Origin of the sequence: Geomonas paludis, assembly GCF_014193585.1 — a bacterium.
Taxonomy (GTDB): domain Bacteria; phylum Desulfobacterota; class Desulfuromonadia; order Geobacterales; family Geobacteraceae; genus Geomonas; species Geomonas paludis.
The window spans coordinates 598,130-613,090 of the sequence record NZ_BLXY01000002.1; the positions used below are offsets into that span (position 1 = coordinate 598,130).

Sequence of the window (14,961 nt, forward strand, 5' to 3'; positions counted from 1 at the left end):
TTCAAAAAAACAAACTTTTTTTAGGGCGGAAAGGTGACGCGGGGACGAAGCGGGGCTGCGGCGGGACCGGCGCCCCGGGGAGGGGCGCCGGCGAGCGCTAGGGGCTCTGCTCGGGGAAGCGGACCACCGCTGCGCCGTCGGCGGGGGGAGCGGTGGCCTTGCGGCGGTTGGCGCCGCCGGCGAAGAGAAGATAGCCGTATTTGCCGTAGTGGGTCACCTTGGCACCGTACCGGGCCGCGGCCGCCGGCGACCCCGGCTCGAACAGGGCCACCACGCCCTGCTCGGGGGCCTTGCGCTGCAGCACCGTGAAGGTCAGCGTGTCCCCCTGCTCGGGCTCGCCGCCCCGGCTCACCGCACCGGTGCCGGCGGGGAGCAGCGCGGGGTCGCGGGGGAGACCGCAAAAGATGAGGTCGTGCCGCGCCGCCTGCCCCGGTTTCAGGTCCGCCTCGTCGACCACCGCCGCGTTGCCCTGCGAGAGCGAGGCAAGAAAGGCGCGGAAGCTGTCCCGGTCCACGCGGCAGTTCCGGGTTGTCACCCCGACCAGCTTGCCGGACCCCTTGATGCTGTTGACGGTGGCCGGAATCTCGCCGGGAGAGAGGACACGGAAGATCTCCGCATCCGGATCGAGCAGCAGGCGCTGCGGCTGTCCCGGCGCGGGGAACTGGAAGGACGTGCTCTCCTGCGCCGCGACCGGCACCGGCCGGGTGAGCGCCCCCGCCGGGCCCTCCAGGCGCAGGGGGACGTCCTGCGCGAAGTAGGGCGGGGACTGCCTGAGCGTTCCGCTCACCTGCCACCCCGCGGCCAGCGGCCTGCTCTGCACTCCGGTGAGGGCAAGCCGGGGTCCCCCCGTGCGCTCGATGAGCGGCCTGATCGGGGCGAGGTCCTTTCCCGAGGCCCGCCCGAAGGCGGCCATGAGGTCGCTCCAGGAGGCGGAGCGGTACATGCGCTGGCGCGCCAGTTCCCGCAGTGCGCTGAAGAAGGCCTCGTCGCCGATCCGCGAGCGGATCATGTGGAAGACCATGGCAGCCTTGCCGTAGCCGATGGCCCGGGAGGCGGGGTCGTTGCGGCTTACGAAGGCGGTGAGCGGGAAATCGTTGTCCGGCGTGACCAGGGAGGCGTAATCGATGAGGAGCTGCCTGCGGTATTCGGCAGCCTCGGCCTGGGAGCGGCGCTCCTTCAGGAGGTAGTCGGCCAGGTAGGTGACCAGCCCCTCGCACCAGTTTCCTTCGCTGAGGTCCACATCGATGCCGTTGCCCCACCAGGAATGCGCGATCTCGTGCGGCAGGCTGGTATCGACGATGAAGGGGAGCCTGATCACCGAGCCCCCGAGCAGGGTGAAGGAGGGAAAGCCGTAACCGGTGGGGAAGAAATTCTCCACCACGGCGAACTTCTCGAAGGGATAGGGGCCGAAAAGCTCCTGGTACAGGGTGAGGTACTTCGCCGCGGCGTCGAGGTAGCGTGGCGCGAGCTCGGCGTTGTCACGGTAGAAGTAGCTGTAGAGCGTGATGCCGGCCGCCTTGCGCTCCTCGACCAGGTACGGTCCGGCGCACAACGACAGTTCCCCCACCGGCCTTTTCTCCTGCCATACCGAACGGGTGGCGCCGCCGGAGGTCTCCCGTGCCAGCCGGGCGCCGAAGGTGAGGGCCTCCGTTCCGGCCGGCGCGGCGACGTTGACCTTGCGGCTGGCCGGGACCTGCTCCGGCACCGGATACCAGTGGGCGCCCCCCCCGAGGAAGGTCCCCTCGCTGCCGATGGTGGCGTTGACGCCGTAGCTTGGGTCCTCGCCTGCGGCGGGATGCCGGGACACCTGGTCGTTGAAGCTGACGCGATAGGCAAGCGTGACGCTGCTTTCCCCCTGCGGCAGTTCCAGGTCGATGGCGCCGGAGCGGAAGGTGAAGGGAAGGTCGCGGCCGGCGCAGCGCAGCCACTCGACGCGGGCGTGCCTGGCGAGGCTTAGCCGGACCTTGCGGCTGCCGGGGGCGAAGGCGATGCGACTTTCTCCCGCCAGCTCGTGCCGGGGCGGGTCCAGGGTGACCGCGATCTCCTGGCTGACCACGGCCGCAGCCCCGCTTGCCGCGGCCGGGAGGGCGGAGCAGACCAGAAGCAGCATGAAAAGAAGCGATGACAACATGGCGATAACCCGCACGCGCACCTCCTGCCGGCGCGGCACCCCGCGCCTTGCGCCTCCTGCACCCTTATGGCCAGGAAGCAATTAACGTTTGTGATCTCAACGCCGTTGGTGTAGGCTGCAGCTTCCAAAACCAAACGGACCCAGGACCTTAGATGACCATGCCCAAGACCATCGCCCTGTTCTTCGTACTCCTCTGCACCTTGGCTCTTCCCTTCAGCGCGCGCGCCGGCCAGACCATCACCCGCGTCAGCGACCGCCAGGCGGTCACCCTGCAGCAGCTGTGCGCCCAGGCCGAGACCGCCGACCTGGTCATGATCGGCGAGGTGCACGACGCGGCCCCCCACCACGACCTGCAGCTGGAGGTGATCCGCCAGCTCAAGGCCCGCAAGCTCCCCCTGGCCATCGGGGTGGAGGTGATGCAGTCGGACAGCCAGAAGGAGCTGGACGCCTTCATAGCGGGAACCATGTCCGAGGCCGACTTCCGGCAGGTGTTCGCCAGGAACTGGTCCTACGACTGGCGCCTGTACCGCGACATCTTCATGTTCGCCCGCGACAACAGGATCCCCATGATCGCCCTGAACGTGCCCAAGGAGCTGGTGATCAAGGTGTCGCGCCAGGGGTACGCCGCCCTCACCCCCGAGGAACGCAGGAACCTCCCCGAGGGGACCATGTGCGACCTCAACAACCCGCATACCGAGTTCCTGAAGCACTCCTTCGGCGAGGTGTTCAAGCACGTCGCCAAAGGGCGCGTCTTCCAGTACTTCTGCGAGGCGCAGACCCTGCGCAACTCCGGCATGGCCATGAACATCAGCCAGTACCTGAAGAAGTCCCCCAAGACCAAGATCGTCGCCCTCACCGGTGTCTGGCACGGGGTGAAGAACGCGGTCCCCGAGCAGCTCGCGCGCAACGGCGCCAAGCTTGCCAGCCTGGTGCTCATGCCCGAGATAAAGGAGTTCAGCGCCGGCAAGGCCTCGCCCGAGGCCATCGACTACCTGGTCAGCTTCCCCTCACCCTGAGGGTGAAGCGCTGCCACATTAAGGCCATTCCCCTCCGATTGCAAGTGTTCCCTTAGAAAAGCTTGTTCCAGATCAACGTGACGCCGTTGCCCGAACGGCCGTTGCGCATCACCCCCGACTCCCAGCTCCAGGCCAGGTACAGCGACGAATCCCAGACGAAGGCGCTGTCCAGGGCGACCGTGGCGGCGGCGCCGTGCATCTCGTCGAAGTCGACCCGGTTGTTGCCGACGGCACTGGAGCGGTCCGCCCAGATGTAGGAACCGAGCGTGCTCAGGTAGAGGAAGAAGGCGAGCTCGCGGCGGTAGCCCGCGCTGGCCGTGGCGTAGCCGCGCGCCAGCACCCGGTCGTAGATGACGCCGGAGTAGTGCGGCCATGCGAGGTCGTACTGCTCGCTCGGAAAGGGGGCGCCGTCCAGGCGGAAGGCGTTGAAGCGGTCCCCCCTCCCCTGGGCGGTCATGCCGCCGTAGAGGCTGAACAGGAGCCGGTTGCGCTCGGAAAGCCCGGGCACCCCGCCCGCCGCCACCAGGTGCCCCTCGACCTGGGTGTAGTCGCGGTTGCCCCGGTCGCCCGGACCGCCCTCCCCCTGCCACCGGTCCCGGTGCAGGTAGTCGACGTCGAAGCCGGCTGCCACCCCCTGGTGCGGTAACTCCAGCAGGTTGCGTCGCAGCCCGTCGTAACGGCAGCGCAGCCGCGCCCCGTACAGGGGGGTGTTGGGCGGAACCCAGAGCCCCGGTGCCGTGTCCTTCTCCGGATGGGCGTAGAAGTACCCCCCGCGCCCGACCAGCTGCACCCGCAGGTCGTTGTCGACCTGGAAGGGGTAGACCGGCGTGCGCCAGCCGGCCCCGAGCGAGCCGAGCACCACCCCGTGGTAGAGCGCCGTACCGCGGATCTCCTCGCCGTTACGCAGCTCCCGTCCCGCCACCGGGAGCGTGTCGTTGTCGAACTGGGCCACCAGATCCCATCCCCCGAGGTCGCGCAGGTAATCGAGCTCGTTGACGAAAACCGAGACCATGGCCCGGCCGTAGCTGTTATCGGTGATGCGCCGGTGGTAGAAGGCCGCCACGGGGATGATGGGACTCTGCCCCTGGGCCGGCGCCAGCAGCGACGCCCCCACCGTGATGGAGGTCATGTTGGTGCGGTCCACGGCCGGTATGTCCACCTGCTGTCCCATGAAGGTGACCTGCTTCGCCTCGCCGGCCAGTGGGGTATGGTATACCGGCTCCTCCGCGGCCAGACAGGACGGGCACGGCTGCAGGGTGAGCCATGCCGCCAGTACGCACAAGGCGAGCACCGCCCCTCGGCCCCGCCCCTCCCTGGCGCCCCCGCGCGGGGCGCTCCGACCGTCCCCGCCGCCCGCTGGCGCCCGCCTCGGTGCCCCCCCCCAAGTTGCGATTTTTGTATGCCCTATCTCGCTTGCCATGGCTGCCTCCTTTTCAGTTGGACTGGCGCTGCCGATGCCAGGAACGACGCTTCACTATAATTGGAAATTACTAATTCTCAAGGAGCGAGACAACACACCTTTTTGCAGTTGACAGCGCATGGTTACCATCTGGTAAGGTTGCCATCAGATAACCAGGAGGTGGTTTTAGATGGAGCAGCTGACGTCACGACAACAGCAGGTGCTGGATATCATTTCCCGGCATATAGAGGACTACGGCTACCCCCCCACCCTGCGCGAGATCGGCGCCAAGCTCGGGGTCACCGGCACGCTGGGGGTGCTGAAGCACCTGGAGGCGCTGGAGAAGAAGGGGTACCTGCGCCGCCAGGAGGGGAGCACCCGGGGCATCACGCTGAACCGGCAGGGGCAGGGGGCGAGCCTCCCCATCGTGGGGACGGTGCGCGCCGGGGTGCTGCACCCGGCCATCGAGGACATCGAGGGGCACTTCACCATCGACCGCTCGCAACTGGACAAGGGGGGGACCTTCTTCCTGCGCGTGAAGGGGGACTCCATGATCCACGCCCACATCAAGGAGGGGGACCTTGCCCTGGTACGCCCGCAACCCGACGCCCACAACAAGGACATCGTGGTGGCCATGGTGGCGGGCGAGGCGACCTTGAAGCGTTTTTACCGCGAGGCGAACCGGATCCGCCTGCAGCCGGAAAACCCCAACTACGATCCCATCTTCGTGCACGAGGGGGACGGCGAGGTCTCCATCGTGGGGAAAGTTGTTGGCATCTACCGGCAGATGGAGTAATTTCATGCAGCGCCTGTGCGACAGTGTCAGGGTGGCGGCCATCTTCGCCCCCGGCGCCGGGGTCCGGCCGGTCTGGTTCGAGTGGCGCCGGCAAAAGTGCTGCGTCACCCGCCTGGCCTACAGCTGGCGGGACTCGCTGGGGGGAGCCACCCGGCTGCACTTCGCGGTCTGCGACGACAGCAACCTCTATGAGCTGATGTACGACACCTCCGACCAGAACTGGACCCTCGTGGGGGTCGAGGAGCAGTAGCACTTGGCAGAGAACAGGATCATCCTGCACATCGACATGAACGCCTTTTTCGCCTCGGTCGAGCAGCAGTCGAACCCCGCCCTGCAGGGGAAACCGGTGGCGGTGATCGGCGCGGCCAAGCGCACCATCATCACCACCTGCTCCTACGAGGCGCGCGCCTTCGGGGTCAGGACCGGGATGAACACCTGGGAGGCGCGCCAGAAGTGCCCGGAGCTGATCTTCGTGGTCGGCAACAACAAGAAGTACAGCTACACCTCGAAGCAGATCATCGGCATCATGCGCGAGTACACCCCGCTCGTGGAGGTGTTCTCCATCGACGAGGCCTTCCTGGACGTGACCGGGAGCCTGAACCTGTTCGGGCCGCCCGAGGAGATCGCCCGCATGATCAAGGAGCGCATCAGGGAGCGTTTCGGCCTCACCTGCTCGGTCGGCATCGCGCCCAACAAGCTCCTCGCCAAGCTCGCCTCCGACATGCAAAAGCCCGACGGCCTCACCGTCATCGCGCCGGACCAGGTGGCCCGGGTCATGGAACGGCTGCCGATCCAGGAGCTGTGCGGCATCGGGGCCAAGACACAGCAGCAGCTGGCGGCGTTCGGCATCAGGACCTGCGGCGAGCTGGCCCGGTTCCCGGTCGACATCCTCAGGAAGAAGTTCGGCGTCACCGGGGAGCGGCTGCACTACATGGGGCTCGGGGTGGACGACGCCCCGGTGGTCCCTGAGGAGGAGGCCGAGGAGGTGAAGAGCGTCGGTCACAGCACCACGCTGGACACGGACCTTTGCCAGCGCCCGCAGATACTGGCGGTGCTCTTGCAGCTCTCGGAGATGGTGGGCAGGCGCGCCCGGAAGTACCGCGTGACGGGGAAGACGGTGACCCTGACCGTCCGCTACCCCGACTTCACCACCTTCTCGCGCCAGATGAGCCGCTCCGCCCCCACCAACAACAGCGACGAGATCTACCGCGATGCGGTGCAGCTGCTGGACCAGCTGGAACTGGCCCAGCCGGTGCGGCTGTTGGGGGTGCGCATCACCAACCTCACCCACCAGGCGGAACAGTTGCCCCTGTTCGAGAGCGAACGTAAAAAGGCGCTCGTGGCGAGCGCCATGGATCACGTCAACAACAGGTTCGGGGATTTCTCGGTCACCTTCGGCACCCTGCTCGGCAAGGAGTGCGGCGCCAAAGTGATATCACCGGCGTGGAAGCCGGAGGGGGTGCGCAACGTGGACGCGGACTGAGGCGTCAGACTTGCGCGGTGAGCGGGTGAAGAAGGAAGGTAGCGAAAGCGATGCGCGCCGTTTGGTTGCGGCGCGGGTTTACAGTCTCCGGATCAGCTGCATCAGCAGGTTGCCGTTGGCGTCCGGGTCGAAGTAGCGCTTGCACTTGTCCGCCCCGCTCCGGCCGATCTTGGCCGCCGTCTCCGGGTGGTCGAGGCAGTACTCGAGGGCGCCGGCAATGGCGGAGACGCTCCCGGGCTCCACGATGATGGCATCCTCCATGTGACTGAGGTAGCGGCGCACGTCCCCGACGTCCGAGACGATGACGGGGTTGCCGGTGGCAAGGTACTCACCGAGCTTGAAGGGGAAGCCGGCGTTGGCGTAGGTCGAGCCGGTCCGGGTCACGCAGAGGACGTCCGCCCCCAAAAGGAACCGGTAGAAGGCGCGGTCCTCCAGGTAGCCGATGTACTGGATGGCGGGGTTGGCGGCGATGCGCGGCTGGTACAGCTTGACGCTCGCCCCGGTGCCGCAGAGCATGAGGGTGCAGTTGCCCTTTTTTTCCTGCACCTTCTCGAAGGCGTCCAGCAACTGGTCGATGCCGTCCTTCTTGGCGAAGGACCCCGCGTAGACGATCTTCATCGGCCCCGGCTCCCGCCCCGGGCGGTCCTCGCCGGCACAGCGCGCCGAAATGGGGATGAGCACCAGGGGCACCGAGGTGGCCACCTTCCTGGCGTAGAGCTCCTTCAGGTAGTTGGAGATCACCACCACGCCGTCGGCAAGCCCCAGGAAGAACCGGTCCAGGATCTCCCCGGCGGCCCACCTGATCTTGCCGGGGAGGCTCAGCTTGTCGTCGATGAAGGTGTTGTCCTCGACGATGTCGAAGATGACCAGGTACCCCAGCCGCTTGGCGGCCAGAATGAAGAGGACGCTTTCCAGGGTCACGCCGCCGTAACTGTAGAGGACGTTTCTCCCCCCCCGGATGTGCCACCCTTTCAACGCCCCGATTCCCTGCTTCAGGTAGCGCCACAGCGCCGGGACCAGGAACCGGTCCAGCTTCAGGTCGACTCCGACGCGCCGGTACTCGGTGCCCAGGTAGTTCCCGGCTTCTTCCTTGCCCACGTTCTCACCCGTCGAGCGCAGCTGCAGCACCCTGGTCGTCGTCGACAAGCCGTTCAGGTAGTCCAGGAAGTGCTGGATGCGCTTGGTGGACGCCATGCCGGAGGGGTACCCGAATTTCCCCATGAAGACCACGTTGATGTCGTTTCCCATGACTTGCTCTCCCGTTTTCCCCTAGAACCCCGGCACACCGGTCGGGACCTGGTCCCAGTAGGTGACCGAACCGTTATGCCAACGCACGATCTGGACACTCTCGTCCTGGGAAATGACGATGGCTATGGCCTGGTGCAGCCGCTGGCACAGGCGGTAGGCCGCCCGGTGCCGGGTCCCCACCCCCTCGCTCAGGACCGACTCGCACTGCCCCCCCTCGGTGTCCAGGGCGTGCGCCACCATCCCCACGCTGTCCAGGTCCCCGGAGATGACCCCGCCGAAGCCGAGCAGCTCCTGCCGCTTGGTGATCACCACCGCGCCGTCCACGGCGGAAAGGGCCGCGATGAAGTGGGCGACGTCGAAGATGGCCTCGTCCAGCAGCGCGATGTTCTCGTTCTTGCTGTTCACGTACTCGTGCCACCCCACCATCCTCCCCTCGGCGGCCGCGCTCTCGTTGATCTCGGCCAGGGTGTTCATGATGCGCAGGGTGAGCGACAGGAAGCGCTGCCGCGAATCGAACTCCAGGAACTGGTACTTCAGGGTCAGGTACGGGTTCTGCTCCATGATCTCGTCGGCCATATCCGCCGGCAGGTAGACCAGCAGCCCGCCGTGGTTGGAGTTCCTGATCACGCTGATGATGCGGCGGATCGCCTGCTGTCCGATCTTGCTGCCGAACTCCGGGTCGAGGTCGGCCCAGGGGCGCTCCGCACGCTGCCGGGCCTTGCGGTGCAGGGCGAAGGTCTCGTCGTTCAAGGGGGAGAGGCTCTTTCTCATCCAGTCCGAGTTGAAGACGTCCAGGGTCGGACAGTTGATCTGCCCCCCGTTCAGCGACGCGATGATCTCGTCCCCGATGCAGACCGAGATCTGCCCGGGACCGGTGACGTAGACCACGAGGCTGGGCGGCATGGGGGGCGAGGTCTTGCGGCCGCCGTAGACGGCATGCATCCACCGGGTCCCGGAGTGGAGCAGCCCCCAGATCTGGGCCCCGAGGGCGGGATCGATGAAGATGCCGATCAGGGTCCGGTAGAAGTCGGCGGCGGGGGCCAGGCGGTGCAGTTCGTACTCGTTGAACGGGCGCGTCCTGGAAAAGATGAGCCGGTGCATCCCGGTCGGGGGTCCCTCCTGGGCGGCGAAGAGATAGGAGTCCCGGATGATCAGCCGGAACATGACCGGGCGCTCCTCCTCGCGCAACAGGCTTGCCTGGTAGCAGGTGGAGATGACCTGCTCCAGCACCCCGCGCTCGGGAAGCTGCGGGTTCCCCTGCTCCCGTTCCGGGCAGACCCGGTCCAGGAAGGCTTCGTCCCGCCACCTGGCGTAGATGAAGGCGACCAGTTCCCTTGGGTAGCTGTGTCCCTCTCTCATCCCCTCCCCCACATCCTACAGGCACCAGAGTCTGATCCCGGCCGCCGCCATCTGGCGGGGGTCGTAGATCCCCTTGACGTCGATCAGCACCGGGTTTTCCACCATGAGGCTCGCGAACTTGGCCGGGCTCCACTGCCGGTAGCTGTCGTGGGCCACGGCGGCGATCACCGCGACTGCGGGTTGCAGCCGGTCCGGGTCCTTGAGCGTCACCCCGTAGGCGCTCCTCGCCTCGTGGGGATCCGCCATCGGATCGCAGACCTGGACCTTGAGGCCGTAGTCCCCCAGCTCGTTCAGGATGTCCACCACCTTGGAGTTCCTGAGGTCCGGGCAGTTCTCCTTGAAGGTGAGCCCCAGTACCGTCACGTAGGAGCCGAGCACGTGGTGCCCCGCCCTGATGATCTCCTTGACCGCGCGCTGGGCCACGAATTTCCCCATGCCGTCGTTGATGCGCCGCCCGGCCAGGATCACCTGCGGGATGTAGCCGATCTTCTCCGCCTGGTAAGTGAGGTAGTACGGGTCGACCCCGATGCAGTGCCCGCCCACCAGCCCCGGCTTGAAGTTCAGGAAGTTCCACTTGCTCCCCGCCGCCGCCAGGACCTCGCTGGTGTCGATGCCGAGCCGGTCGAAGATGAGGGCCAGTTCGTTCATGAGGGCGATGTTCAGGTCGCGCTGGGTGTTCTCGATCACCTTGGCCGCCTCCGCCACCTTGATCGAGGGGGCCCGGTGCACCCCCGGGACCACCACCTCGGAGTAGACCGACGCGATCACGTCGAGGGTGCGGGGATCCTGGCCCGACACCACCTTGAGGATGCTGGTGAAGGTGTGTTCCTTGTCGCCGGGGTTGATCCGCTCCGGGCTGTACCCCACCGTGAAGTCGTCCGGGCTCTTCATCCCGGAGACCCGCTCCAGGATCGGAAGGCAGATCTCCTCGGTGACCCCCGGGTACACGGTGGACTCGTAGACCACGATGTCCCCCTTCTTGAGCGCCTTGCCCACGGTCTCCGACGCGCTGCACAAGAGGGTCAAGTCCGGCTGGTTGGCCGGGTCGACCGGCGTCGGGACCGCCACCACGTGGAAGTCCGCCTCGCGCAGGTCCTCGATCCTGTTGGTGTAACAGATGTCCGCGCTCACCAGCTCCTCGGAGGCCACCTCGCCGGTCCGGTCGCACCCCGCGCGCAACTCGTCGATCCTTCTCGTACTGATGTCAAAGCCGATGGTGCTGCGCACCTTGCCGAAGGCGACCGCCACCGGCAGCCCGACGTAGCCAAGCCCCACCACCGAGATCTTACGCCCGTGCCCCATGCTGCACCTCCCTTTGCCGGCACCCCCTGGTGGTGCCGGTCCGCTCTTGCCTGCGTCGCCGCGCGCCCTTGTTCTGCAGCCGGAACCGGAGGCCGCAGGGCGGGCGCCGCCCCGAAAAAACATTGGACAATTTTAAGGTATTTGTCGCAAAGCTCCAGAGAGCGAGAGCAAAAAAAGCGTTTTTAGGTTGCCGCGCGCAAAAAGCCGCCCCCCCTCCTCGCCGCAGGCCGGTTCCCGGGCGCGGAAGCTTTACATGGACCCGCTATTTTGCTAAGATGCCGGCGTTTCTCTTCCCCCGAAAAGGTTTCCAAATGTCTGAAATGACGCCCATGATGCGGCAGTTCCTCGAGATTAAGGCAGAACACCCCGACGCCATCCTCTTTTTCCGATGCGGCGACTTCTACGAGATGTTCCTGGACGATGCGGTGAAGGCCTCCCGCATACTCGGTATCACCCTCACCTCGCGCAACAAAAACGCCGACGGTTCAGAGGTCCCCCTGTGCGGAGTCCCCTACCACTCCTGCGCCCCCTACATCGCCAAGCTGGTCGAGGCAGGCGAGAAGGTCGCCATCTGCGAGCAGGCGGAGGACCCCAAACTCGCCAAGGGGATCGTGAAGCGCGAGGTGGTCAAGGTGATCACGCCGGGGCTCGTGGTCGAGGACGCCTCCCTTTCCCCCAAGGAAAACAACTACCTCTTGGCCCTTTGCTGTGACGGCGACTGCTACGGCCTCTCCTGCCTGGACCTCTCTACCGGCGAGTTCCGGGTCACCGAACTCTCCGGGCTGCAGGCCGCGCTGGCCGAGGTGGCCTGCATCGCGCCGCGCGAGATCATCCTCCCCTCCTCCTTCCGCGAGCCGCAACGGGCCAAGGAGATGGCGCCCGCCGCCACCGACCGCAGCGTCACCTACTTCGAGGAGTGGGTCTACGACAGCGACTACTGCAACCGCCTGATCGGCAACCAGTTCAAGGGGGCCACCGCCGAGACCCTGGGGTGCCATGCCCTCCCGGTCGCGCTCCTCGCCGCGGGGGCCGTGCTGCACTACCTGGTGGACACGCAGAAGGGGAACGCCCCCCACGTCACCGGGATCACCCCGTACAACCAGAACCAGCACCTGCTCCTGGACGAGTCGACCCGGCGCAACCTGGAGCTGACCCAGACCATCTCCGACGGCAAGCGCAAGGGGGCGCTGCTGGGCCTCATGGACCGGACCGTCACCGCCATGGGGGGGAGAAAGCTCAAGCAGTGGATCAACTACCCGCTCATGGACCAGGAGAAGATCCGCGGCCGCCAGGACGCGCTGCAGGAACTGATCGAATTCCCCGGGGTGCGCGCCGAACTGAAGACGCTCCTCTCCGGGGTCTACGACCTGGAGCGGCTGAACGGGCGCATCAGTCTCGCCTCCGCCTCCGCCAAGGACCTGGCCGCGCTCAAGGCGTCGCTGTCCCGGCTGCCGGCCATCAAGGACCAGGTGGCGGCCTGCGCGGCGCCCCTGTTGCAGGAGCTGAACGACGGCATCGATCCCCTCGCGGAGATCTGCGACCTGATCACCCGCGCCATCGTCGAGGATCCTCCCTTCGTGCTGCGCGACGGCGGCATCATCGCCGACGGCTACCACGCCGAGCTGGACGACCTGCGCGCCATCAGCCGCGAGGGTAAGGGGTTCATCGCCCGGCTGGAGGCCCAAGAGAAGGGGCGCACCGGGATCTCCTCGCTCAAGATCCGCTACAACAAGGTGTTCGGCTACTACATCGAGGTGACCAAGGCCAACGTATCCGCCATCCCCGAGGACTACATCAGGCGGCAGACCCTCGCCAACGCCGAGCGCTACATCACCCCGGAGCTCAAGGAATACGAGGAGAAAGTGCTCGGGGCCGAGGACCGCATCAAGGACCTCGAGTTCAACCTGTTCCAGGAGGTCCGCGAGGCCGCCGCGGCGCAGGGGGAGCGCATCGCCAGGAGCGCCGACCGCCTGGCCTGCCTGGACGTCCTGGCCTCCCTCGCCGAGCTCGCCCACGACAAGGGGTACTGCCGCCCCGAGGTGCACGAGGGGAGCGAGCTCTCCATCACCGAGGGGAGGCACCCGGTCATCGAGGACATGTACTCCTCCGAGCGCTTCGTCCCCAACGACACCCTGCTCGACAACGGCGAGAACCAACTCATCATCATCACCGGCCCCAACATGGCTGGTAAGTCGACCTTCATGCGCCAGGTGGCCCTGATCACCCTGATGGCGCAGATGGGGAGCTTCGTCCCCGCCGAGAAGGCGCGCATCCCGCTGGTGGACCGCATCTTCACCCGCGTCGGTGCCTCGGACAACCTGGCCCGCGGCCACTCCACCTTCATGGTGGAGATGATGGAGAGCGCCGCCATCCTGAGGGGGGCGACCGCGAAGAGCCTGGTGATCCTGGACGAGATCGGCCGCGGCACCTCCACCTTCGACGGGGTCTCCATCGCCTGGGCCGTCGCGGAGTTTTTGCACGACAACAAGGCCCACGCGGCCAAGACGCTCTTCGCCACGCACTACCACGAGCTCACCGAGCTCGCCGTGACCCGCCCCGGCATCAAGAACTTCAACATCGCGGTGCGCGAGTGGAACGAGCGCATCATCTTCCTGAGGAAGATCGTCCCGGGCGGCGCCTCGCACTCCTACGGCATCCAGGTGGCGCGCCTGGCCGGGCTCCCCCAGGCGGTGATCGACCGGGCCAAGGAGATCCTCGCCAACCTGGAAAAGGGAGAGTACGGCGAGGGGGGCGTGCCGCGACTGGCGCGGGGCAAGAAGAACCCGCCCCCCTCCCCCCAGCTCTCGCTTTTCGGCGGCGGGGACGACCTGATCCGGGAGAGGCTGAAAGGCGTCGAAGTGGCGCTGTTGACGCCGCTCGAGGCGTTGAACCTGGTGGACGAACTGAAGAGGATGATCTAGATGGCACCCACGAGAGGCAAGGCGCATGAAGCGTAGGGAATTCGTGAAATACCTCGGGCTGGCCGCCCCCTACTGCCGCTGGCTCGCCTGCCGGGCCGTCGCGGCACAGGGCTCCATGCTGCTCGCGCCGCTGTGGGCCGGTTCCGCGCAGGCCGCACCCGGCGCGCCCCTGGTGCCGGTAACCGAGCTGAAGCACTGGTCCACCCCGGACTACACCAGGGTATCGATCACCCTGGACCAGGAGGTGCGTTTCGAGCACCACAAGCTCCCCAACCGGCTCTACCTCGACCTGCAGGGGACCCGCCTCAACCCCGGCGTGAAGGACCTCAACATCGGCGACGGACTGCTGAAAAGCGTGCGCATCGCGCAGTTCGCAGCCTCGACGGTACGCGTGGTGCTCGACCTGGACAGCATCAAGGAATACAAGGTCTTTACCTTTGCCGATCCCTACCGGGTCATCGTGGACGTGAAGGGGGACCGCAGGCAGGAGATCTCCGCGTCCAAGGAGGTCATCGAGAGCGCCCCTGCCGAGCCCAAGAGCGTGGAGAAGGTCAACCCGCCGGAGAAGGCCAAGCCGGTGGAGAAAGAGAAAGGTAAGCAGGCGAAGTTCAAGCCGGGGCGGATCCGCCGGATCGTGATCGACCCGGGGCACGGTGGCCATGATCCGGGCGCGGTAAGCCCGTCGGGGACGCGTGAGAAGGACATCGTGCTGCAGATCGGCCTGGACCTGGCCCAGAAGATACGGGAGGAGCTCGGCCTCGATGTCGTCATGACCCGTTCCACCGACGTCTTCATCGAACTGCAGGAGCGCACCGCCATCGCCAACAAGGTGGGGGCGGACCTCTTCGTCTCCATCCACGCCAACGCCTCGCTCAACCGCAACGCCAACGGGATCGAGACCTACTACCTGAACCTCGCCAAGACGGAGAAGGTGGCCCAGCTGGCCGCCAAGGAGAACGGGACCTCCCTGGAGAAGGTCAGCACGCTGCAGGCGATCCTCTTCGACCTGATGGCCAACTACAAGCTGAACGACTCCGCCCACCTGGCCGACGAGGTGCAGAAGTCGCTCTACAAGAAGGCCCAGACCGGCTACCCCACTGTGAAGAACCTCGGGGTGAAGCAGGGCCCCTTCTACGTCCTCGTGGGCGCCACCATGCCCAGCATCCTGGTGGAGACCGCGTTCTTGAGCAACGAAAAGGACGAGCAGAAGCTCAAGGACCCGCACTACCAGGCACTCACCGCCGACGGGATCCTCGCCGGGATCAAGGGGTACATCACCAGCCTCAACAAGGCGTGAGCAACCGGC

General features: G+C 66.4%; 11 protein-coding genes. 6 read left to right on the forward strand and 5 right to left on the reverse strand.

The window, feature by feature from the left end:
• Positions 1-97: 97 nt before the first annotated feature.
• The gene (locus H7687_RS08155; protein ID WP_246404708.1) at positions 98-2,146 is read right to left on the reverse strand and encodes a M1 family metallopeptidase; all 2,049 of its coding nucleotides are present in this window, start codon (positions 2,144-2,146) and stop codon (positions 98-100) included.
• 137 nt (positions 2,147-2,283) lie between these two features.
• Here H7687_RS08155 and H7687_RS08160 point away from each other — a divergent pair, with 137 nt between their 5' ends.
• Positions 2,284-3,147 carry a ChaN family lipoprotein gene (locus H7687_RS08160; protein WP_246404710.1) on the forward strand — a complete coding sequence of 288 codons (864 nt, stop codon included), beginning with the start codon at positions 2,284-2,286 and terminating at the stop codon, positions 3,145-3,147.
• A 52-nt stretch (positions 3,148-3,199) separates the two neighbouring features.
• Here the strand turns inward: H7687_RS08160 and H7687_RS08165 are convergent, their stop codons facing one another.
• Entirely contained in the window at positions 3,200-4,438 is a 1,239-nt protein-coding gene (locus tag H7687_RS08165) for a porin (RefSeq protein WP_183346561.1), read from the reverse strand.
• 298 nt (positions 4,439-4,736) lie between these two features.
• On the opposite strand from H7687_RS08165, the gene lexA reads away from it, so the two are divergent.
• The 3 genes from lexA to dinB are packed head-to-tail and all read left to right on the forward strand — an operon-like array spanning position 4,737 to position 6,825.
• Complete coding sequence (lexA, locus tag H7687_RS08170) at positions 4,737-5,342, forward strand: transcriptional repressor LexA (protein WP_183346562.1); 606 nt, start codon at positions 4,737-4,739, stop codon at positions 5,340-5,342.
• Positions 5,343-5,346: 4 nt separating this feature from the next.
• Positions 5,347-5,592: a hypothetical protein gene (locus tag H7687_RS08175; protein ID WP_183346563.1), complete on the forward strand. Its 246-nt coding sequence runs from the start codon at positions 5,347-5,349 to the stop codon at positions 5,590-5,592.
• 3 nt (positions 5,593-5,595) lie between these two features.
• The gene (dinB, locus tag H7687_RS08180) at positions 5,596-6,825 is read left to right on the forward strand and encodes a DNA polymerase IV (RefSeq protein ID WP_183346564.1); all 1,230 of its coding nucleotides are present in this window, start codon (positions 5,596-5,598) and stop codon (positions 6,823-6,825) included.
• A 78-nt stretch (positions 6,826-6,903) separates the two neighbouring features.
• Here dinB and H7687_RS08185 read toward each other — a convergent pair whose 3' ends face one another.
• From H7687_RS08185 to H7687_RS08195, 3 genes are read right to left on the reverse strand one after another with little or no spacing between them, the layout of a single operon-like run.
• Positions 6,904-8,073 (reverse strand): glycosyltransferase family 4 protein, encoded by a 1,170-nt coding sequence (locus H7687_RS08185; RefSeq protein WP_183346565.1) that lies wholly within the window; start codon positions 8,071-8,073, stop codon positions 6,904-6,906.
• 21 nt (positions 8,074-8,094) lie between these two features.
• Positions 8,095-9,432 (reverse strand): putative sensor domain DACNV-containing protein, encoded by a 1,338-nt coding sequence (locus tag H7687_RS08190; RefSeq protein ID WP_183346566.1) that lies wholly within the window; start codon positions 9,430-9,432, stop codon positions 8,095-8,097.
• 15 nt (positions 9,433-9,447) lie between these two features.
• Positions 9,448-10,734, reverse strand: a complete 1,287-nt coding sequence (locus H7687_RS08195) for a nucleotide sugar dehydrogenase (RefSeq protein ID WP_183346567.1) — start codon at positions 10,732-10,734, stop codon at positions 9,448-9,450.
• A 311-nt stretch (positions 10,735-11,045) separates the two neighbouring features.
• On the opposite strand from H7687_RS08195, the gene mutS reads away from it, so the two are divergent.
• Together mutS and H7687_RS08205 are read left to right on the forward strand one after the other, a co-directional pair.
• A complete protein-coding gene (mutS, locus tag H7687_RS08200; protein WP_183346568.1) occupies positions 11,046-13,655 on the forward strand; it encodes a DNA mismatch repair protein MutS in 2,610 nt (869 codons plus the stop codon).
• A 25-nt stretch (positions 13,656-13,680) separates the two neighbouring features.
• Positions 13,681-14,952 (forward strand): N-acetylmuramoyl-L-alanine amidase, encoded by a 1,272-nt coding sequence (locus tag H7687_RS08205; RefSeq protein WP_183346569.1) that lies wholly within the window; start codon positions 13,681-13,683, stop codon positions 14,950-14,952.
• Positions 14,953-14,961 lie beyond the last annotated feature (9 nt).